The organism is Acidithiobacillus caldus ATCC 51756, from assembly GCF_000175575.2.
In the GTDB taxonomy this organism is placed as follows: domain Bacteria; phylum Pseudomonadota; class Gammaproteobacteria; order Acidithiobacillales; family Acidithiobacillaceae; genus Acidithiobacillus_A; species Acidithiobacillus_A caldus.
This window is the reverse complement of sequence record NZ_CP005986.1, coordinates 2409708-2428379: the sequence shown is the minus strand read 5'-3', so window position 1 is coordinate 2428379 and position 18672 is coordinate 2409708. Positions and strand designations below refer to the sequence as shown.

Below are 18672 nucleotides of genomic sequence, written 5' to 3'. Positions count from 1 at the left end.
CGAGGAGCACGAACCATGTTGAATTTCGAAGAAACCAGCCGCCCCGATCCCGTGCGCGTCCTGCCTGCGTACAAGGAACACCCGGATCTTGGCCGGGACGGGAGCATCGAGGCGCAGAGCTTCGAGCGGGTACGGGCCGAGGACAAGCGCATCATCAACGGTAGCGCCGATGTCAACCAACTCGTGCCTTTCAAGTACCACTGGGCCTGGGACAAATACCTGGCCGCCTGTGCCAACCACTGGATGCCCCAGGAAGTGCAGATGGCCCGGGACATCGCCCTGTGGAAAGACCCCAAGGGCCTGACGGAGGACGAGCGGCGCATCGTCAAGCGCAACCTCGGTTTTTTCACCACGGCCGACAGCCTGGCCGCCAACAACATCGTCCTCGGCACCTATCGCCACATCACGGCGCCCGAGTGCCGCCAGTATCTCTTGCGGCAGGCCTTCGAAGAGGCCATCCACACCCACGCCTACCAGTACATCGTCGAGTCCATTGGCCTCGACGAGGGCGAGATCTTCAATATGTACCATGAGGTGCCCTCGATCCGGGCCAAGGATGAGTTTCTCCTGCCCTTCATCCGCACCCTGACCGATCCCTCCTTCCACACCGGTACGCCCGAGAACGATCAGAAACTGCTGCGTTCCCTCATCGTGTTCGCCGCCATCATGGAAGGGACCTTCTTTTATGTGGGATTCAGCCAAATCCTGGCCATGGGTCGGCAAAACAAGATGGTGGGTGCGGCGGAGCAGTATCAGTACATCCTGCGCGATGAGTCCATGCACTGCAATTTCGGCATCGACCTCATCAACCAGATCAAGGTGGAAAATCCGGACTTGTGGACGGAGCCCTTTCAGGAAGAGATCGTCTCCCTCATCCGCAAGGGTGTTGAACTGGAATGCGCCTACGCCGACGACACCATGCCCCGGGGAGTTCTCGGTCTGAACGCACCGATCTTCAAGGACTACGTCAAATATATCGGCAATCGTCGCCTCCAGCAGCTAGGGCTTCCGGTCCAGTGGGCCGGCATCCAGAACCCCTTCCCCTGGATGAGCGAGATGATGGACCTCAAAAAGGAAAAGAACTTTTTTGAGACCCGGGTAACGGAATATCAGACGGGCGGTGCCTTGAGCTGGGATTGAGGCGGGTACCCAGACCCGAGGAATCTTCACGGCGCAAGGGCTTCCATCCAAGGGATCTTGCTGCGGGCCTTCCTGCCGCGATGCGGCATGCCCGAAGCCTGGGCGTGCCGCGCTCTGCGTTTTGGCTGGCTCAGGTCTTTGCCGGTGCGTCGATGTCCAGCGCAAAGTGCCCCGAGAATTCCGCATGGTCGAGCACGTGGCTTAAGGGGTGCAACTCACGGGCGCGGACGTCGATGGCTGGCGGCGGTGCCAGATCCTCGGGTGCGTGATGACCCTTCAGGGCCTGCTTCACCGCCTCCCAATCGGCGCCTTCGGGCAAGCCGAGGCTGGCCAGATCCGTTGCCAGCAACAGGAAGTCGTAATGCTGCAGGGAGCGGTCGGCGCTGGCCTCGGGCGGCCGGTAGCCCACCTCGCCAAAACTGTTGCGACCGACTTTGGCTCCAGCGGGCAGAGGCCCGCCCTCGTGGATGCCCTCCGCTTTGGGCGGGATATCGTAGACGAGCCAAAAGACGCGTGCTTCGGGCTTGGCCTCACGGTGTTCCATGAGCAGGACGAGACTGCGCGTCTTCTCGGGCAGATGTTGCCAGAAGATGGGCGGGGTCACGCCGCCGCCAGGCTTGGTGAAGCGCTCGGGAATCCAGTCCTGGGGATCGATTCCGGTGCTGAATACTTTCATCTCTACGGCCATGGGCGGATCTCCTTTGCAACGAACACACCCCTACAGTCTAGACGAGTGCTGCGAGGTCTGCCGCCGCCGGGACGTCTAGAGACCGGTGGCGCGGCGAATGAGGGGGAAGTACCAGGAGTAGGGCAGGCAGCGCAGCCAGTGAAAGCGGCGCGTAAAGGCCTTCGGAAAATGGACCTCGAAGGCCTTGCGTTCCAGCCCGCGCAGCAGCAATTGCGCCGCCTCCTCCGGCTGGAGAAGGTGAGGCATGGCAAAGTCGTTCTGTGCCGTGAGGGGGGTGGCCACGAAACCGGGGTGAATGACCTGTATCCGCACGCCCCGCGATTCCAGATCCAGGCGCAGAATCTCGGCAAGGTGGGTGAGCGCCGCCTTGCTGGGGCCGTAGTAGAGGGATTTGGGCAGACCGCGCAGGCCGGCGACGCTGGAGGTCAGGGCGATGTGGCCAGCCCCTGCCGCAAGGAAACCGGGCAGCACACAAGACACCGCGCGCAGTGCCCCCAGATAATTGATATCGAGAATGTCCTGGGCGCGCCCGACGTCCAGGTCCCACGACCTGGCGGGCAGGTAGTTACCCGCCAGGTACAGGAGCAGATCGACGCCGCCCCAGACCCCGTGGACGCGCTCCCAGGCACTGGCCACAGCCGTGTCGGAGCGGACATCCACGGCCACGGCGAGATGCGCGCTGGACGCCTCTGCCGTGCCCTGTGGGAGTTCTGCCAACAGGGCATCCAGGGCGGCCTGATCGCGCGCACTGATGGCAACGCGAGCCCCCGCATCGGCCAGCGCCCGGGCACAGGCGGCGCCGATGCCGGAGCTCGCGCCCACCAGCCAGCAGCGCTTGCCACGCCAGAAGTCGGTGTTCATCGGATGGGCTCGCCAGGGGCTGGGCAGCGCTCCATGGCGGCACGGTTGTCCGGTGTATCGGCCAGACGATGGATCTCGATACTCACCTCGCCAATGAAAAAGCCCAGAAAGAACATCCGGGTGCGGTTGATGACGTGATCGGTGTCGATGAGATACATCCAGTCGTCGGCGCTCAGGGTATAGAACTTGTCACCCACGGGCTGACGCACCCGATAACGCCAGTGCATGGCATAACCGAGACGTTCGCCCGTGGCCTCACCGACGATATCACCGGCACTGCCCCTGGCGGTGCCAATGAAGTGATCGTCATCCTCGAGCCTCAGCTGCCAGAGGCGCTCCGCTGTCGTGGCCTGGCCGCGATCGTCCAGGAAAAGGAAGCGCTCGCTCAAGCTACCCCGCTCGCCCTCCCAATCGCCCAGCAGATGCATGACGAAGCGATTGCGGACCCGCCCGCGGCGATCCTGAAAGATCCCGGTGGCGACACTTGGTCCGCGGAAGAACCCATCGAGGCGGAACTCCGGTACGGATTGGCCATAGGAACGAATTTTACTCGAGTAGTTCTGGGGTCCGGTCAAGTCGCGCGCTCCTCAGGCTTGCGTTACCAGACTATATCGCACAGTGGGACGCCGATGTCGACGAGCCGGGAGATTGGTCGCGGCGAGGGCAGCAAGGGCAGCCGCCGCCAGGGCGATGGCCATGGCATTCACGCTGAAGAGATCGACGCTGCTCGATCCCCGGCCCAGTACAAAAAGTATCTGGAGCAGATAGGCAAAGGGCAAATACAGCGCGAGGGCGCTCACAAAAAAGTGTTCCCAATTTCGGTGGTTGTGCATGAGCCAGCGGAATTCGAGGATGGCCGCGCCCAAGAACCAAATACCGGCGACGAGCATCAGCGCGGACATGGCCGCTCCGGAGAACAATCCGACCAAGACGCTGGTACCCACGGCGACATCCGCGCAGGAGCGCCAGATGAGGCCGCGTAGGACGGAAATCGAAGCCCCACTGCGCAAATTGTGCCACAGACAGAAAATGCCGTGGCCAAGATTGTATGCAGCAAAAAAGCCCAGGGTCAGCACCAGCCACTGATGGGCGAACAAGACAACCGCCAGGGCATAGGCCAGAAAAATCGCTGCCCGAATCCCCAGGAAGCGGGGATGACACAATAACCAAGTCGTTGCCTGATCAAACCATTTTTCGTTGGATCGCATAGAGTCCTCCTGAAAAAAAGGGGAGCAAGCGCTCCCCAAAGGCCACCAGAATCAACGTTTGAAAACTTTTCCAACCGGCACCGGCTCGAGACGCTCGGCAAGCGTCCATTGCGCGGCGCGGGATAGGGAGAGAATGAACAGAATCAGACCGTTCACCAGCCATAGGGGCTCGGCGGAGCTGCCGATGGCCAGAAACACCACGGCCGCCACGAACCAAACCAACGCTTGAGTGAGATAGCTTCTGCGCATATCCACGGCGGTTTCCTCCTCAGGCGTTGACGGCGAGGGCAGCCGCCTGATAGAGATCCGCCACCGCGCGGGAGCCCGCCGATTGACCCTGGGCGATGGAGTCGTCGATGGTCTCGGGACCCGTGGCGGCGCCACAAACGTAGATGCCCTTGCGCGTCGTGCCCTGGCTGTTGGTGTACTGCTCGGCGCGGTCGATGAAGCCGTGCTTCTCAAGACCAACGCCAAAGACCTTGGCAATCTCGGGATTCAGCGCGTTGGGATCCATGCCGATGGCGTGCACCACGATGTCCATGGGGATCACGATGGGGCGCTTGACCAAGGTGTCCTCACCCTTGACCAGGAGCCGACCGTCCGGGGACTTGGTCACCTCGGCGATATGCGCCTTGACGAACTTGGTCTTGTACTCTTCCTGGCTCTTCCAGTAGAACTTGTCCTCGTAGAGCCCGAAGGTGCGGATGTCCATGTAGTAGATGAACACGTCCGTGGAAGGCGACAGCTCCTTGATCTCCATGGCGAGGTTGGTGGAGACGGTGCAGCAGATCTTGGAGCACCACTCGCGGCCGATCTGCCGGTCGCGGGAGCCGACGCACAGCAGAATGGCCACCCGCTCGGGCACGCGCCCGTCGGACGGACAGCGAATCTGGCCGGTACCCACCATCTGCTCCATCTGGGTGGTGGTGAGGACGTCTTCGTAGGTACCGAAGCCCCACTCGGGCTTGTTGATGGAATCGAAATGGGTAAAGCCCGTGGCCAGGACGATGCTGCCCGCTTCCACCTGCTGGCCATTGCTCAGGTGCGCCGTGAAATTACCGGCCTCGCCATCCAGCTGAGTCACCTTGGTGGACTTGTGGATGCTGACGTTGCCATTGCCGTCCACACGGCTGACCATGCGGCCGATGGCGTCCTTGGCCCACTCGCCCGAGGGCACCAGCTTGGAATAGCCGGAGATGATGGGGGCGCCGCCAAGCACGTCTTCCTTCTCGACGATGACCGCCTTCTTGCCCATGGCCGCCACCGTGGCCGCCGCCGACAGACCCGCCGGGCCCGCCCCTACTACCAAAACCGTGTCGTGACGTGCCATGAAGAGATCCTCCGCTGTCGTCACGATGAAAGTGTAGGAGCCCCACGCTGCCGTGTCAACTGTCTGTACTATACAAAATGTGGTCAGCCGAGATTGCCCGGATTCCAGTGCTCGACGGCGCTCAACAGCTCTTGGAGTCGGGCAAAACAGGGACCGTTGTGGGTCTCCTTCAATTCGGCGGCACCGCTGCCGCTCAGCCAGAGGCTGATGCTGGGCGGGATACTGTCCTGGATCTGTCTAATCCACTGACGACTGTCACCGTTTACGGAGGCAGCGGAAATGGCGAGCTGCACGACGTGGACCGGGCAGTGCTGCAGGCAGGGGAGCACGTCTTCCAGGGGCGGTTCCGGGCCCAGAAAAAGCACGTCCACACCCTTGCCCAGGAGCAGGATGCGCGTCATCTGCAGTTCCAGGGGACGCCCCTCGCCGGGAAGACTCATGAGCAGAATCCGCAGGCTGTCCTCGGGTGCGGGTGGAATTTGGGCGGCGGCCAATTCCAGGGTTTCCAGCAACAGTTCCTGGGCCGCCCGCTCGACAAAAGTGGGCAGGCTCTCATCCAAGCGGCTGCGCGCCATGCGGTGGAGGAGGGGGGCAGCCAGTTCCATGACCCAGTCCTGTGCACCCTCTCGGGCCAGCTCCTGCCGCAGCAGGTGGCGCAGTCCGCGCAGATCGATCTCCGCAAGGGCTCTCCAGGCCTTGTCCAGGGCCGGATGGGCGCGCGGGTTGGCGGTGGCCGGGCTGGGGATCTCGCGCAGGAGGCGCTCCAGACGCTGCGGATCGGCGCCAACGACGAAGCCGGGCCGGTAGCCGGCTCCCAGAAGCCGGTTGATGTCGTGCAGGCGCAGGATCTGACGGCGGCTGTACAGCCGGTTACCGGCGGCATCCCGGGTCGGCACCGGAAATCCATAGCGCCGTTCCCACATGCGCAGCAGCTCCTTGGATATGCCGGTTTCCTGTTCCACCACACTGATGGGGAACTGGGGCGTGTCGTCGGGGTGTTCGGGTTGCTGTGTATTTGTTTTGTCCAAGACGGTACCTTGACATTGCGGACGGGCGGGTTACCCTTCGCTCAGGCTTTTCATTTTACCCAAGCTTGGACAAAAATGGCACAAGGCAGCTTGACCGTTACCGATCGACGCCGTGGGTGACTCGCAGATGCCCAGGAAAGGTTTTGTCCCACAGGCTATTAGCGAGCATCTGGACAGCCTGAATCAGGCCCTCGCGGATCAGCAGAGCTTTGGCATCATCGGCCTCGATGTCCAGGCGATCGTACGAATCTTCAACAAGGCGGAGGAGCGACTCAGTGGCTTGCCGGCCAGTGAGGTGCTCAACCATTCCTTTTTTGACGACGTCGCGCCCTGTACCGCAAGCCGATTGTTCCGCGGCCGTTTTCGGGCAGGTCTGGAGCGGGGCAGCCTCGACGAGCATTTCTTCTATACCTTTACCTACCGAATCCGGCCCGTCTCCGCCCACATCCACATGCTGTACCGACCGGCACAGAGTCCCCTGGTTTTCCTCTTCGTCGACCGCGTCATACCCTTGTTCGAGGATCTCGGATGAACGCAGCCCTGGAAGTATCCAGCTATACCCTCACCGACTTTCTGGAGTGGATGGAGATCCTGCGCGCCCAGAATTTCCACACCCAAGGGCTGGAAGGGGAGCAGCAATTCCTGTCCTACCTGATCCTGCGTGGTGTCTGGCATCTGCTGAACAACGCCTACCAAGGCGACGGTCGGGGCTTCCTGACGGCGGAGCAGAGCGCGACGCTGCAGGAAATCGACGCCCATGTTGCCGCCCTGGAGGCGCAGCTGCCCGAGGGCGTCCGTGTCGAGGTACGGGCATGTATCGGACGCCTGCTGCGTTTCGTGGACGAGCATGAGCACGTCGACTAGGGAGGCGCTGCTGCAGATCCTCGAGGCGGGTCTGCACAGCGGCTTCGCCCTGGAGTGGCAGACGCCGGACCCCGCTGGGGGAGCCCGGATCTGGCCAGGGCCGGCGCTCTGGGCCTGGGCGCGGCGTCTGGCCAGTCACTGGCGCCGCCTGTCTCTGCCCCAGCGCCCGCGGGTGGCCGTCCAGCTACCCAATAGCCCCATCTATATCGCCACCCTGCTCGCGACCTGGATGCTGGACGGCATTTTTTGTCCTCTGCCGGCGTGGCGCGGCGCGCAGACGGTCAGTGCCGTGGATTCCCTGAGGCCGGACCTTTTGATCTGGCACGGCCTTGGACGCGTACATACGCGACGGCAAGAACGGCGAGGTGAGGCGCCGCTGGATCCCGAGGACCTGGCGCTGATGTTGTGGACTTCCGCCAGCATGCACGCGCCGCGCGTCTTCGGGCTCACCCACGCGGCCCTGCTCTGGCAGGTACAGAGCCATCTGCCCCGGCTTGCCCTGGAGCGCGACAGTCTTGTCCGTAATTGTCTGCCCTGGACCCACGTCTTTGCCGGAGTGCTGGAGCTTTTACCCACCCTTGCCCGTGGCTCGAGCCTACGGGTCGCTGCGCTCGGCACTTTCCGCCAGGAGTCCTTTACCCACGTCTTTGTCGTACCGCGGGTGGCGGCGCTGTTGCAGGACACCCAGATCGGCGCATTGGCTGGCGGCATCGTTGGTGGTGCGCCCATCTCGGCTGAGCTCGCCCGGCGCCTGCGCGGCAGTGCGTTGCGGGTGGGTTATGGGCAGACCGAGGCGGGGCCGGGCGTCTGTTTGGGAGATCCCGGCGATTTTCGTCCGGCCTTTCTCGGACGCGCCCTGGTGGAGGTGGAGCAGCGTGCCGGTACCCTGCACTACCGCTCACCCGGCCAGGCGCTGGGGGAGTGGCGGGCGGGCCACTGGCATCCCATCCGGCGCGATGCCTGGGTGGATAGCGGCGATGTCGTGCGCTGTGGCGATGACGGCTGCTGGTACTGGCTGGGACGCCGCGATGCACGCTTCGTTCTGGCCGATGGCCGCAACGTCGAGCCAGAGCTGGAGGAGTTGCGTCTGCTGACGAGTTACCCGGAGATTGCGACGCTCGTGCTCGGTGGTCCCGGTGCCCGCCATCCCCTCGCCCTGGCGCGACTGCACGGCGATCCTGGCCCGCAGCAGGAGGCATCGCTGCGGCGGCGCTGGCACGAACCCTACCCCCTGCGCATCGCGGGCGAGGCTTTCTGGGATCCCTACCTTGGCCCCAGTGGCAAGGTACAGCGCGGTGAACTCTACGCGCACTGGAGCGGCATCGTCCGCGGTGCTGCCGGTGCGGGTCGGACGGTTTGAGCAAGGCCAGATCCCGCAGCCCCGCTGTGGGAATGGCACCCATGGACGCAGCACACCGGGAGAGAGACGAGCATGAGTAAAGGCAAACTGTTGATCACCGGCGCAAGTGGCGCACTGGCGGAAGTCTGTATACCCATGGCCATCGCTCAGGGCTGGGAAGTCCTGGCCGTGAGTCGAGGAGCCCCGCCGACCGCGGCGCCCGATGGAGTCCGCTGGTTGCGTGCCGACGTCGCGCGGATGGAAGAGGCGGACACGCTCTTTCGGACCCTGCAAGAAGCGCAGGCAGTGCCGGATGCCCTGGTACATCTGGCGGGTTCCTTCCTGCTGGCGGGTCTTGGCCAGACCTCGGAGCAGCAGTACCGCCAATGTCTGTCCGCCAACCTGGACTCCGCTTTTTTTACTCTGCGCGCCTTCGTTGCGGCACGGCGGCGCGTCGGTGGCGGCGGCGCCGCTGTCTTCGTGTCGTCGGTGGTCGCCGCGATCGGGGTGGCCTTCCATGAGGCCGTAGCGGCGGCCAAAGGGGGCCTCGAGGCCATGGTTCGGGCGGCGGCTGCCACCCACGCCCGCGACGGCATTCGCGTCAATGCCGTGGCCTCGGGTCTCATGGACAGTCGGGCGGCGGCACATCTGCTGCGGAACCCGCAGTCGCGGGAACTGGCCGCCCGGCAATATCCCTTGGGTGGCCTGATTCCAGCGGAGCAGGTGGCGCGTATGCTCTTGACCCTGGTCGACCCGGAAAACGGCAACATCACCGGACAGATCCTCCCGGTGGATGGTGGGTTCACGGCCATCCGTCCCTTGGTGACGGCGAACTGAAGGCACCCGCAACCCCGCCCGCCAAGGCGGGCCGGAGTCGTGCTTCGGGAAGTCTCCCCTCAGTGCGCCGCCATCACCATGGCCCGATTGGCGGCGGTGTCCGGGAGCTTGTGCATCTCCAGGGTGATTTCCCCTGCGTGTATGCCATACCAGGTGACATCGGTGCGATCGATGACGACGTCCGGCTCGATCATGTACATCCAGTCGTCGGCGTGGAGATTGTAGAAGCTCTTGCCAACGGGTTGTTTGACGTCGTAACTCCAGTGCAGGGCAAAGCCATAGGCCTTGCCCGCGGCGCTTTTCACGTCTCCCGCCGAGCCCTCGGCCGTGCCCGTGAACTCATGGTCATTGACCTGGGTGAGGTGCCAGGTGCGGTCGGCGTAGGTCTTCTTGCCATCGGGATCGATGTAGGTGAAATGCTCCACCAGGGTTCCCTGATTGCCCTCCCAGGTACCCATCATGCGCACCACGAAACGGTTGACGGCTTTGCCCGACCGGTTCTGGAACATGCCTGTGGCAACGATGGGGCCGTTGAAGAATTCCTTGAGGCTGAATTTGGGTGTCGTATGGGCATAGTCCTTGGGCACGGTGGCGCAGCCCGACAGGGCGGCCAGAACCGCAACACCGAGGACGACTTTGCTTGTGGTCTTCATGAGGCAACTCCCTTCTTGAGTACTACGGTGCTTTGCGCTTCGACGGCCCGAAGCTCCATGAGCAGTATGGCCGCCACCTTGATGAGGGCAGGGACGATGGCGTAGGCGATGCTGAGTAACCACAGGTGCTCGCCCGGGCGAAAACCCGACCACTGCAACAGGGGTAGAATGATGCCGGCGCCCAGGGCCGTGGCGGCCTTGGCAACCCAATTGAACAGGCCAAAATAATTACCGGCACGTGCATCGCTGTCGTAATCGGTGTGGTCGGCAAGAATGCTCGGCGGTAGGGCCTGATCGGCACCTAGCGTCAGCCCCGTGAGGACACAGATGGCCCCGTAGGCCCAGGCATCGCCAGGTCCCAGGAACACGGCGCTGGTAAAGGCCAGGATGCTGAGCAGCATGGCCGAGGACCAAGTGCGGGCCTTGCCGAGGCGCGTCGACAGGGCAAGCCAGACGGGCATGCCCAAGGCCCCGGACAGGAAGTACACCAAAAGAAAGAGTGGCGCCAGGACCTTGGAGTGGAGGATCTCGTCGACGAAGAAAAAGAACAGGGTCGCGGCAATGGCATTACCCATCTGCGACAGGGTGTACACCTCCAGCAGTCGGCGCAACGGCGGTCGGCGCAAGGGCTCGTAGAAGGTCCACCAGGGTTTGCGGTTGCCGGTCACCGGCCGCCGCATCGCTGGTCGCCACAGCGGCGCGAAGGCCGTGACCAAGGTCAGCGCGAAGACCAGCACGAAAATGTCGAGACCGGGGCCAGCGCCAAAGCGCCTTTCCAGAAACTGGGGCAAGGCCGCGGCGAGAAGCACACCCACCAGCGCCCCTGCCTCGCGAGCGGTGGTGAACCAGGTGCGACCGTTGTAATCCTGGGTCAATTCTGCGCCCAGCGCCTGATAATTGAGGCTGGTGAGGCTGTACGACACATAGAAGATGGCCAAGGCCAGGGCCAGACTGGGCACCAGACCCACCTGCTGCCAAGGCTGAAAGAGCAGAAAAAATCCCAGGATCATCCCGGGTATCCCGGCCAGGATCAGGCGCAGCCGGCTCCCGGCGACCTCGGCCCACAGGTCGCTCCAGTGGCCGATGAGGGGATCCAGCACGGCATCGGCAAGACGCAGCACTAGCAAGAGCCCGCCGAGGAGCGCCAAAGACATGCCGTAACGGGTAGCGTAGAGGTGCGGAATGAGGAGGTAGACGGGCAGGGCTCCAAAGGCCAGAGGCAGACCCAGGGGCGCGTAGGCCGCGAGCAGACGTGCTGCCGGACGGCCGGCGAGCCAGCCCAGAGTGTGCCTTGGGCGCGCCGTCACGAGTCCCCCAACAGGGCCTTGCGCAACTCGGGGACGGGGGTTTTCGGGCTCAGCCAGATGCTGAAGAAGGCAGGACCGAAGCTCGGATCGTCGACGCGGCTGAAGGGCTTGCCGTTGAAAAAGAACTCGGTGTATTGGCCGGGAACGCAGAGGCCCACCAGCACATCGCCGCTCTTGACGCTGGGAAAGGCCCGTTCCAGATCCTGCGCCCAGCGTGCCTTGTGCGCATGGCCATCGGGGTTGAGCTTGAGCATTTCCTTGAGGGAGGTACGGGCAAGTTCGGCGGCGCTGAAATTGCGCTCGTAGCGGATGGCCAGGGCAAAGGGGCGCTCGGGCGAGTAGCTGGTGCCGGTGACGTACAGCGCGGCATCGTAGACGCTAAAGACGAACCAGTTCAGATGTCCGGCGCCGAGGAGATGCAAACCTTCCACCTGTGCCGCCGCGCGTTCGGGCAGGGGGACGTCGACGCCCGCTGCGGCATACGCGGGCGCGCCGAGGGCCGCGACCAGCAGCAGCACCGCCACGAGACCTTGTGGGCGCCGATCACGCATGGCAGAGCGTCCATTGGCCAACGTCCAGCTCTCTCTCGGCGAAGCCCGCCTCACAGTAGCTGAGGTAAAACCGCCACAGCCTGCGGAAGGCGGCGTCGAAGCCAAGCTCGCCCAGGGCCTTGGTCTCACGATCGAAGGATTCGCGCCAATGCTGCAGGGTGGTGGCATAGTCCAGACCAAAATCGAGACGGCCCAGCACCTGCAGCCCCGCCGCCACCAGGCTCTGGGAGAAGCGCGCCGGTGAAGGCAAGAAGCCGCCGGGAAAGACGTAGCGGCGAATGAAGTCCGAACCACCGGCGTAACGCTCGAAGCGGTCATCGCGAATGCTGATGGTCTGGATCAGCGCCCGGCCACCGGGCCGCAGCAGTTGGCGGATCTGGCCGAAATAGGTGGACCACCACTTTTGGCCCACGGCCTCGAACATCTCGATGGAGACGATACCATCGTAGTGGCCCACCTCGTCGCGGTAATCCTGGTAGTGAAAACTGGCGAGCTCGGCGAGTCCGCGCTGGGCAATGCGCTCTTCGGCGTATTGGCGCTGTTCCCGGGACAGGGTCAGGCCGCGCACGCGATAACCGCGACGGGCTGCATGCTCGGCAAAGCCTCCCCAGCCACAGCCAATCTCCAGGATCGTCGCGCCGGGTTGCAGCTGCAGAGCCTCCAGGGCGGCCTGATACTTGGCCTGCTGGGCCGACTCCAGGCTCTGCTCGCGCTGGTTGCCATAGTAGGCGCTGGAGTAGGTCATGCTGGGATCGAGCCAAAGGCGATAAAAGTCGTTGCCCAGGTCGTAGTGCTGGGCGATGTTGCGGCGACTGCCCGTGCGGCTATTGCGCCGCAACAGCCGATCGGCAAGCCAGTACAGCCCGCGCCGCGCCCAGTGTCCCTGGATGTACTGCTCCAATAGGTGGCGATTGCGCAGGGCCAGGCGGATCAGGCTCGTGACATCGGGACTGTCCCAGCTCCCTTCACGGTAGCTGCGACCGAAACCAATGTCGCCATCGCGCAGGGTGGCGTTGACCGCCGCCCAGTCGTGGATGAGCCATTCGGCCTCGATCCCATCGACCTCGCCGACGAAGGTCCAGATCTCGCCACTGGGGCCGCGCACCGTCAGACGTCCCTCCGGCAGCCTTTCCAACAGATTGAAGAGCAAGCGCGCCGAGGTGGGCAGACGGGTATTGCGCCGCGCCGGGGTCGCGGTAACGGTATTCATGAGCTGATCTCCTCGGAAGGGGGATGGGGTTTGGGATGGAAGGGAATGTGGGTACGCCAGAGCTTCAGCGCCTGCCAGTGGATGCGTCCGGTGACGGCCAGGGTCATCAGGGGATAGCGCGCCACACTGCGCCAGATGGCGGCGCGACTGAGACCCCGACGCTCACCCGCCAGCTGGGTGACGAGCAGCACCTGGCCGGAGTCGTCCAGGTAGTGGATGTCGGCCCGAAAGTGTCGCGCATCGAGACCAAAGCGAAAGCGATAGTGGCCCGCAACGCTGAAGAAGGGTGAGACGTGGAAGACCTTGTGGGCCTCGAGCCAGTCTTGGGCGGCGATGGGGCGACGATCGTCGTGGGCAAGGACGTAGCTGTGGTGCTCGCCAAAGGTATTGTTGACCTCCGCCAGCACCCCGCGCAGGTGGCCCGCCGCATCCAAACCCAGCCAGAAACTCACGGGTTTGAAGGTGTATCCCCACAGGCGCGGATAACAGACCAACACGATGCGCTCGGCGACGATGCCATGTCGGGAAAAAATATCCTGGATCCAGGGCAAGAGCGGACTGCCGTCGCGGGCGCCGTGGTCCGCCACACGAAAACGTACTGGACAGAAGCCGGACAAGACCCGCTGCACCGCTGACTCGTCACCCAGGTCGAAGCACAGGTGGAAGCCCCCGTAGCGAAAGCCCGGCCGACGCGGCTGCAGGCGCCGGTGTACCACCTCGCTCGACAGTAGCGCGCCTTTTACAGGGCTGGCTGGGGACACAAGACCTCCTCCGGGGCTGCGCAGGTTTCAGCGGCGTCCTGCCATGGCGCGAGGATACCCAGGGCGTTGGCGACGGCGACGGCGCTGCGCAGGCCGTCCTCGTGAAAACCGTGACCCAGCCAGGCACCGGCAAAATACAGTCCATCCATCCCCTGGCGTGCACGCAGGGCTTCCTGCGCCGACAACGCGGCGTGGTCGAAAACGGGGTGGGCATACTGGATCCGGCGCCACACCAAAGTGGGATCGGGTTCACGCTCGGGATTCAGGGTGACGATGATGGGCTCGTCCACATCCAGGGGCTGCAGGCGATTGATGAGGTAGCTCACGGCGACGACGCGCTGCCCGTCCCGCTGCTGTTCCTGATGGAAATTCCAGGCCGACCAGGCGGCTTCGCGCTTCGGCAGGAAACTGCGGTCGTGGTGCAGCCAGGCTTGGTTTTCTTGGTAGGGAATGGCACTCAGGGCGTCTGCCGTAGCAGGCCACGAATCCCGCACCAGCGTCTCGGCCTGATCGCTGTGTACGGCCGAGACCACGAGGTCGAAGTGTTCAGCGCCTGCCGCCGTGTGGACGAGGATGCCGCCGCCGTGGGCGGGGCGCAGGGCGGATACCGCCTGGCCAAGGCGGACATCAGGCAGTTGCGCGAGGATGCGCTGTACGTATTCGCGGCCGCCGCCCTGCACGGTGCGCCACTGGGGTCGTCGAAATACGTTGAGCAGCCCGTGGTTCTCGTAAAAATGCAGGAGCGAGCGGGCGGGATAGTCCGCCATCCGGGCCACGGGGCAGCTCCAGATGGCCGCCGCCATGGGTAGCAGGTAGCCCTCTCGAAACCACAGCCCGTAGCCGCCGCGCTGGAGGAATTCGCCGAGCGTGCAATCGTCCGCCGCGGAGCGTAGCCAGGCCTTGGCATCGCGATTGAAACGCAGGATATCGCGCAGCAGGTTCCAGAACTTCGGCCGTGCGAGATTACGCCGTTGCGCGAAGAGCGCGGCGAGGTCGGTTCCGCTCCACTCCAAGTCCCACTCGCGGATGCGGACGCTGAACGACATGTTGCTGGGAGCCGTCTCGATACCGATTTCGGCAAAGAGGCCGAGCAGATGCGGGTAGGTCCAGTCGTTGCATACGAGAAACCCCGTGTCCACGGCGATATTGCGCCCATTCCAGGGAATGTCGACGGTGTGGGTGTGGCCACCTGGACGGGAGTCTGCCTCGAAGAGGGTGACGTGATGCTGTTGACGCAAAAGCCAGGCGCTCCCGAGACCCGCTATGCCGCTTCCAATGACTGCTACACGCATCCTTCACTTTCCTTTAGCTGCGAGAGCTCGTGTGCCGCTCCACTCCTTGCCATTACGCAAGCGTTGCCGACGCGGATGCCACAGCTCCCCCTGGTGAACCTGTTCTGTGTCTGTTGAATTTATGTATAGTACAAATCGATGGCGTCGTGCAAGGGCGATCTGCGCCTTGCCCGCTGTCCTCTCCATCGTGGCGGCAGCCGCGGTGCCGACCAAAACGATGGGTGGGCTGTCCTGTTCGGGAGGTAGAACTATGTCGAAGCCGGTGCGCCGTCTGGTGCTGCTCTTGGGGGATCATCTGGACCTGCACAGCCCGCATCTCGCCACGGTAGATCCCGAGCGAGATCTGTGCCTGCTGGTGGAAGCGCGCGCCGAAGCGCAGCGCGTGTGGTCGCACAAGGCGCGAATTGCCCTCTTTCTCAGCGCCATGCGCCATGGTGCCGAGGCCCTGCGCCAGCGCGGTCTGCGGGTGGAATACTGGGCGCTGGCGGAACATCCTTACGACGACCTGGTGACGGCGGTAGCGGCTGCCCTACGACGGTTTGCCCCACAGCGATTGGCCCTGCACGAGCCGGGGACCTGGGCATTGGCCGAGGGGCTGCGGGACCTGGCCAACGCCGCTGGAACGGAGTTCGAGCTCTGGCCGGCAAGCCAGTTTCTCTTTACCCGGGAGGAGTTCCAGAGCTGGGCCGGAGCGCAGCGTCAGCATCGCATGGAATTCTGGTACCGCCACGCGCGTCGACGCACCGGGATACTCATGGAGGGCGATCAGCCCCTCGGCGGCCGTTGGAATTACGACAGCGAGAACCGCCACAGTTTTGGCAAGGCTGGACCGGGCTGGTTACCGGAACCACTGGCCTTTGCCCCAGACGCCATTACCCGGGAGGTATTGACCGTGGTGGAGCGAGAGTTCCCGGATCATCCCGGCAGCCTCGCGCACTTCGACTGGCCAGTGACCATGATCGAGGCCGAGGCCGCACTGGAGGATTTCATCGCCCAGCGGCTGCCGAGCTTCGGCAGTTTTCAGGATGCATCCTGGCCCGGCGCAGTGTGGCTCTATCACTCGCGCCTGTCCGCCGCCATGAATCTTGGGCTGCTGCATCCGCAACGGGTCATCGAGGCGGCCTTGGGTGCCCACGCCAGGGCCGAGGCAAGCCTTGCGGCCACCGAGGGTTTCGTGCGCCAGATCCTCGGCTGGCGGGAATTCGTGCGTGGTATCTACTGGCGCTACATGCCCGACTATCTAGAGGAGAATGCCCTGGGCGCGGAGCAGCCCCTGCCGCAGTTCTATTGGTCGGCGCAGACAGACATGGCCTGTCTGCGGGATGTGCTGCAACGGACCCTGGATTACGGCTATGCCCACCACATCGAGCGCCTCATGATCACGGGCCTCTTTGCCTTGCTCCTGGGGGTAGCACCCAAGGCGATTCACGCCTGGTACCTGGCCATCTATGTAGACGCCGTGGAGTGGGTGGAATTGCCCAATGTTCTGGGTATGTCGCAATACGCCGATGGCGGGCGGGTCGCCTCCAAACCCTATGTGGCCAGTGGCCATTATATCGCGCGCATGACCGGCCATTGTGCCCGCTGTCCCTATCGACCGCAGGAGCGTGTCGGCGCCAAGGCCTGTCCTTTCACCACCTTGTACTGGGATTTCCTGATACGCCATGCCGACCCCTTTGCCCGCCACCCGCGCACGGCCCTGCAGTGGAAGCACCTGGAATCTCTGGATGCGGCAACGCGCGCCGAGATCCAGCAAGCGGCCAATAAGCTGAGGGAAACCTGGGCGAAGGGCGTCTGAGCGCTGTGGGCGGGGCCAAGGATGTAGCCCGGTGAAGGGCGCTATCCCGGGCCGAACACTGGCCGAGCGTCGCGGGCTCGCGGCGGCTGGGCGATGCCGCCCCGGGGCTGGCAAGTGCCCGATTGCTGTGATATAAAGTGCCCCTTTTTCAGAGGGATGTTGCCATGTCCAGAGTATGCAAGATCACGGGCAAGAAGCCCATGGCCGGAAACAACGTTTCCCACGCCAACAACAAGACGCGTCGACGTTTCCTGCCTAACCTCCAGTACCATCGCTTCTGGGTAGAGAGCGAGCAGCGCTGGGTGCGGATGCGGGTGAGCACCAAAGGCATGCGCACCATCGACAAGAAGGGTATCGACGTGGTGTTGGCGGAGCTGCGTGCCGCGGGCGAAAAGATTTAAGACAACCGGACTCGGGAGCTTATCATGCGTGACAAGATCAAACTGGTGTCCACCGCGGGAACGGGACATTTCTACACCACCAACAAGAACAAGAAGACCACTCCGGACAAGCTGGAGTTCATGAAGTACGATCCCAAGGCGCGCAAGCACGTCGCCTATCGGGAAGACAAGATCAAGTAATCGGCGCCGCCGGGCCTTGGGGCCCTGCCGCCATCGCTTTGCGTGATCTGCGCGGCTCTGATACAGTGTTAGCACTCGCGAGGGTTGAGTGCTAAGGGCTGTGCACGGGGTGTAGCCCGCACCAGGCGTTGACTCGGCGGGGAGGTTTCTATGGCTTTGGATGCTCGCGCCCAGCATCTCCTCAAACAGCTCATCGAACAACACATCGCCAGCGGCGTGCCCGTGGGCAGCCGTCAGCTTGCCCGGGATTCCGGTTTGCAGATCAGTGCCGCGACGGTGCGCAACGTACTGGCGGACCTGGAGGACGAAGGTCTGCTCATGGCCCCCCACACCTCCGCCGGGCGCGTGCCTACCCGGGCCGGTTATCGTTTTTTCGTGGATTCGCTCCTGCAGACCCTGCCGGTTGCCCCGGAGGCGCGGCGTCTCGTGTTGCGGCACATCGGCGAGCACATACCCGATACCGACGAGGTCCTGCACGCGGCCACCGAGGTGCTGTCGCAGCTTACCCGCATGGCCGGCTTCGTCCGTGTGCCGCGGCGTGCGACGCGGATTCTTCGACACGTGGATTTCCTCGCGCTGCGGGAGCGCGAGGTGCTCGCCATCTTCGTCACCGACCGGGGCGATGTGGAGAACCGGCTCATCCGCGTCGAGCAAGCCCTGGATCAGGGTCAGCTGGCCCAGGCTGCCAACTATTTCAATGCCACGTACGGCGGTAGACCCCTCCAGGACATTCTGTGGCAGTTGCAGCGTGACCTGCAGGACAATCGCGACGAACTGGACCGCATCCTGCGCAACGCCATGGAGCTGGGTGAGGAGATGCTCGATGCCGACGCCGAGCGCATCCTCATCGAAGGGGAGCTGCAACTGCTGGATCTGCCGGACTTTGCCGATAACGAGCGCCTGCGCGAACTCCTGCAGGCGGTGCGGCGTAAACGCGATTTGGTACACCTCCTGGACCAGAGTGTGCGCGGGAGCGATGTCCGTCTGTTCATCGGCGAGGAGTCGGGTTATGCCCCTCTGGCCGACTGCAGCGTGGTGGCGGCGCCCTACAGCGTCGATGGCGAGGTGGTGGGCGTCATCGGCGTCATCGGTCCCATGCGCATGCCCTATCACGAGATCATTCCCCTGGTGGACGGCACGGCGCGGGCCTTGGGCAAGGCCCTGTCCTCGGAGTTGCCCGGTCACCCTTGAAATGGCGATTGGCGCGCCCCATATCTGATGCGG

The 18672-nt window shown here is 63.8% G+C and carries 22 protein-coding genes; 9 read left to right on the top strand and 13 right to left on the bottom strand.

Annotated elements, in window-relative coordinates:
- Positions 1-15: 15 nt before the first annotated feature.
- On the top strand, positions 16-1140 hold the full coding sequence (locus ACAty_RS11850; RefSeq protein ID WP_004868898.1) for a ribonucleotide-diphosphate reductase subunit beta: 1125 nt from the start codon (positions 16-18) through the stop codon (positions 1138-1140).
- Between the two features lie 130 nt (positions 1141-1270).
- On the opposite strand, the gene ACAty_RS11845 is transcribed toward ACAty_RS11850, so the two are convergent.
- The 7 genes from ACAty_RS11845 to ACAty_RS11815 all read right to left on the bottom strand — a co-directional run bounded on the left by ACAty_RS11845 (position 1271) and on the right by ACAty_RS11815 (position 6255).
- The gene (locus tag ACAty_RS11845; protein WP_004868897.1) at positions 1271-1828 is read right to left on the bottom strand and encodes a YbhB/YbcL family Raf kinase inhibitor-like protein; all 558 of its coding nucleotides are present in this window, start codon (positions 1826-1828) and stop codon (positions 1271-1273) included.
- A gap of 75 nt (positions 1829-1903) precedes the next feature.
- Positions 1904-2689 carry an SDR family NAD(P)-dependent oxidoreductase gene (locus ACAty_RS11840; protein ID WP_004868895.1) on the bottom strand — a complete coding sequence of 262 codons (786 nt, stop codon included), beginning with the start codon at positions 2687-2689 and terminating at the stop codon, positions 1904-1906.
- A complete protein-coding gene (locus ACAty_RS11835; protein ID WP_004868893.1) occupies positions 2686-3264 on the bottom strand; it encodes a DUF3833 family protein in 579 nt (192 codons plus the stop codon). The genes ACAty_RS11840 and ACAty_RS11835 overlap by 4 nt, the downstream gene beginning before the upstream one ends.
- A 12-nt stretch (positions 3265-3276) precedes the next feature.
- Positions 3277-3897, bottom strand: coding sequence for a hypothetical protein (locus ACAty_RS11830; protein ID WP_004868891.1), 621 nt, complete (start codon positions 3895-3897; stop codon positions 3277-3279).
- A 51-nt stretch (positions 3898-3948) separates the two neighbouring features.
- Positions 3949-4146, bottom strand: coding sequence for a hypothetical protein (locus tag ACAty_RS11825; protein WP_226824493.1), 198 nt, complete (start codon positions 4144-4146; stop codon positions 3949-3951).
- 19 nt (positions 4147-4165) lie between these two features.
- Positions 4166-5227 (bottom strand): CoB--CoM heterodisulfide reductase iron-sulfur subunit A family protein, encoded by a 1062-nt coding sequence (locus tag ACAty_RS11820; protein ID WP_004868887.1) that lies wholly within the window; start codon positions 5225-5227, stop codon positions 4166-4168.
- Positions 5228-5310: 83 nt separating this feature from the next.
- Positions 5311-6255 carry a MerR family transcriptional regulator gene (locus ACAty_RS11815; RefSeq protein WP_004868886.1) on the bottom strand — a complete coding sequence of 315 codons (945 nt, stop codon included), beginning with the start codon at positions 6253-6255 and terminating at the stop codon, positions 5311-5313.
- Positions 6256-6382: 127 nt separating this feature from the next.
- Between ACAty_RS11815 and ACAty_RS11810 the strand changes: the two genes are divergently transcribed.
- The 4 genes from ACAty_RS11810 to ACAty_RS11795 all read left to right on the top strand — a co-directional run bounded on the left by ACAty_RS11810 (position 6383) and on the right by ACAty_RS11795 (position 9295).
- The gene (locus tag ACAty_RS11810) at positions 6383-6787 is read left to right on the top strand and encodes a PAS domain-containing protein (protein ID WP_004868881.1); all 405 of its coding nucleotides are present in this window, start codon (positions 6383-6385) and stop codon (positions 6785-6787) included.
- The gene (locus ACAty_RS11805; protein ID WP_004868879.1) at positions 6784-7119 is read left to right on the top strand and encodes a hypothetical protein; all 336 of its coding nucleotides are present in this window, start codon (positions 6784-6786) and stop codon (positions 7117-7119) included. The genes ACAty_RS11810 and ACAty_RS11805 overlap by 4 nt, the downstream gene beginning before the upstream one ends.
- Positions 7103-8479, top strand: coding sequence for an AMP-binding protein (locus ACAty_RS11800; RefSeq protein WP_004868878.1), 1377 nt, complete (start codon positions 7103-7105; stop codon positions 8477-8479). The genes ACAty_RS11805 and ACAty_RS11800 overlap by 17 nt, the downstream gene beginning before the upstream one ends.
- A 72-nt stretch (positions 8480-8551) precedes the next feature.
- On the top strand, positions 8552-9295 hold the full coding sequence (locus ACAty_RS11795) for an SDR family NAD(P)-dependent oxidoreductase (protein WP_004868876.1): 744 nt from the start codon (positions 8552-8554) through the stop codon (positions 9293-9295).
- 59 nt (positions 9296-9354) lie between these two features.
- Here ACAty_RS11795 and ACAty_RS11790 read toward each other — a convergent pair whose 3' ends face one another.
- The 6 genes from ACAty_RS11790 to ACAty_RS11765 are packed head-to-tail and all read right to left on the bottom strand — an operon-like array spanning position 9355 to position 15069.
- Positions 9355-9948 carry a DUF3833 domain-containing protein gene (locus ACAty_RS11790; protein ID WP_004868875.1) on the bottom strand — a complete coding sequence of 198 codons (594 nt, stop codon included), beginning with the start codon at positions 9946-9948 and terminating at the stop codon, positions 9355-9357.
- Positions 9945-11255, bottom strand: coding sequence for an MFS transporter (locus ACAty_RS11785; protein ID WP_004868873.1), 1311 nt, complete (start codon positions 11253-11255; stop codon positions 9945-9947). The genes ACAty_RS11790 and ACAty_RS11785 overlap by 4 nt, the downstream gene beginning before the upstream one ends.
- Positions 11252-11806, bottom strand: a complete 555-nt coding sequence (locus ACAty_RS11780) for a chalcone isomerase family protein (protein ID WP_004868871.1) — start codon at positions 11804-11806, stop codon at positions 11252-11254. Before ACAty_RS11780 ends, ACAty_RS11785 begins: the two co-directional genes overlap by 4 nt.
- On the bottom strand, positions 11799-13016 hold the full coding sequence (locus ACAty_RS11775) for an SAM-dependent methyltransferase (protein WP_004868870.1): 1218 nt from the start codon (positions 13014-13016) through the stop codon (positions 11799-11801). Before ACAty_RS11775 ends, ACAty_RS11780 begins: the two co-directional genes overlap by 8 nt.
- Entirely contained in the window at positions 13013-13777 is a 765-nt protein-coding gene (locus ACAty_RS11770) for a DUF1365 domain-containing protein (RefSeq protein WP_004868868.1), read from the bottom strand. The genes ACAty_RS11775 and ACAty_RS11770 overlap by 4 nt, the downstream gene beginning before the upstream one ends.
- On the bottom strand, positions 13756-15069 hold the full coding sequence (locus ACAty_RS11765; protein ID WP_004868867.1) for an NAD(P)/FAD-dependent oxidoreductase: 1314 nt from the start codon (positions 15067-15069) through the stop codon (positions 13756-13758). The genes ACAty_RS11770 and ACAty_RS11765 overlap by 22 nt, the downstream gene beginning before the upstream one ends.
- 250 nt (positions 15070-15319) lie before the next feature.
- Between ACAty_RS11765 and ACAty_RS11760 the strand changes: the two genes are divergently transcribed.
- From ACAty_RS11760 to hrcA, 4 genes are all read left to right on the top strand, one after another.
- Complete coding sequence (locus ACAty_RS11760; RefSeq protein WP_004868863.1) at positions 15320-16867, top strand: cryptochrome/photolyase family protein; 1548 nt, start codon at positions 15320-15322, stop codon at positions 16865-16867.
- A 164-nt stretch (positions 16868-17031) separates the two neighbouring features.
- Positions 17032-17268: a 50S ribosomal protein L28 gene (rpmB, locus tag ACAty_RS11755; RefSeq protein ID WP_004868860.1), complete on the top strand. Its 237-nt coding sequence runs from the start codon at positions 17032-17034 to the stop codon at positions 17266-17268.
- A gap of 24 nt (positions 17269-17292) precedes the next feature.
- Complete coding sequence (gene rpmG / locus ACAty_RS11750; protein WP_004868858.1) at positions 17293-17448, top strand: 50S ribosomal protein L33; 156 nt, start codon at positions 17293-17295, stop codon at positions 17446-17448.
- A 150-nt stretch (positions 17449-17598) separates the two neighbouring features.
- Positions 17599-18639 carry a heat-inducible transcriptional repressor HrcA gene (gene hrcA / locus ACAty_RS11745; RefSeq protein WP_004868857.1) on the top strand — a complete coding sequence of 347 codons (1041 nt, stop codon included), beginning with the start codon at positions 17599-17601 and terminating at the stop codon, positions 18637-18639.
- The last annotated feature ends 33 nt before the right edge of the window (positions 18640-18672 follow it).

What these genes read in the sequence shown, in the direction of transcription:
- ACAty_RS11775 (WP_004868870.1), bottom strand. Translation starts at nt 13,016, where the DNA reads ATGAATACCGTTACCGCGACCCCGGCGCGGCGCAATACCCGTCTGCCC.
- ACAty_RS11820 (WP_004868887.1), bottom strand. Translation starts at nt 5,227, where the DNA reads ATGGCACGTCACGACACGGTTTTGGTAGTAGGGGCGGGCCCGGCGGGT.
- rpmB (WP_004868860.1), top strand. Translation starts at nt 17,032, where the DNA reads ATGTCCAGAGTATGCAAGATCACGGGCAAGAAGCCCATGGCCGGAAAC.
- ACAty_RS11845 (WP_004868897.1), bottom strand. Translation starts at nt 1,828, where the DNA reads ATGGCCGTAGAGATGAAAGTATTCAGCACCGGAATCGATCCCCAGGAC.
- ACAty_RS11790 (WP_004868875.1), bottom strand. Translation starts at nt 9,948, where the DNA reads ATGAAGACCACAAGCAAAGTCGTCCTCGGTGTTGCGGTTCTGGCCGCC.
- ACAty_RS11830 (WP_004868891.1), bottom strand. Translation starts at nt 3,897, where the DNA reads ATGCGATCCAACGAAAAATGGTTTGATCAGGCAACGACTTGGTTATTG.
- ACAty_RS11760 (WP_004868863.1), top strand. Translation starts at nt 15,320, where the DNA reads ATGTCGAAGCCGGTGCGCCGTCTGGTGCTGCTCTTGGGGGATCATCTG.
- ACAty_RS11825 (WP_226824493.1), bottom strand. Translation starts at nt 4,146, where the DNA reads ATGCGCAGAAGCTATCTCACTCAAGCGTTGGTTTGGTTCGTGGCGGCC.
- hrcA (WP_004868857.1), top strand. Translation starts at nt 17,599, where the DNA reads ATGGCTTTGGATGCTCGCGCCCAGCATCTCCTCAAACAGCTCATCGAA.
- ACAty_RS11800 (WP_004868878.1), top strand. Translation starts at nt 7,103, where the DNA reads ATGAGCACGTCGACTAGGGAGGCGCTGCTGCAGATCCTCGAGGCGGGT.
- rpmG (WP_004868858.1), top strand. Translation starts at nt 17,293, where the DNA reads ATGCGTGACAAGATCAAACTGGTGTCCACCGCGGGAACGGGACATTTC.
- ACAty_RS11805 (WP_004868879.1), top strand. Translation starts at nt 6,784, where the DNA reads ATGAACGCAGCCCTGGAAGTATCCAGCTATACCCTCACCGACTTTCTG.
- ACAty_RS11850 (WP_004868898.1), top strand. Translation starts at nt 16, where the DNA reads ATGTTGAATTTCGAAGAAACCAGCCGCCCCGATCCCGTGCGCGTCCTG.
- ACAty_RS11840 (WP_004868895.1), bottom strand. Translation starts at nt 2,689, where the DNA reads ATGAACACCGACTTCTGGCGTGGCAAGCGCTGCTGGCTGGTGGGCGCG.
- ACAty_RS11810 (WP_004868881.1), top strand. Translation starts at nt 6,383, where the DNA reads ATGCCCAGGAAAGGTTTTGTCCCACAGGCTATTAGCGAGCATCTGGAC.
- ACAty_RS11765 (WP_004868867.1), bottom strand. Translation starts at nt 15,069, where the DNA reads ATGCGTGTAGCAGTCATTGGAAGCGGCATAGCGGGTCTCGGGAGCGCC.
- ACAty_RS11780 (WP_004868871.1), bottom strand. Translation starts at nt 11,806, where the DNA reads ATGCGTGATCGGCGCCCACAAGGTCTCGTGGCGGTGCTGCTGCTGGTC.
- ACAty_RS11795 (WP_004868876.1), top strand. Translation starts at nt 8,552, where the DNA reads ATGAGTAAAGGCAAACTGTTGATCACCGGCGCAAGTGGCGCACTGGCG.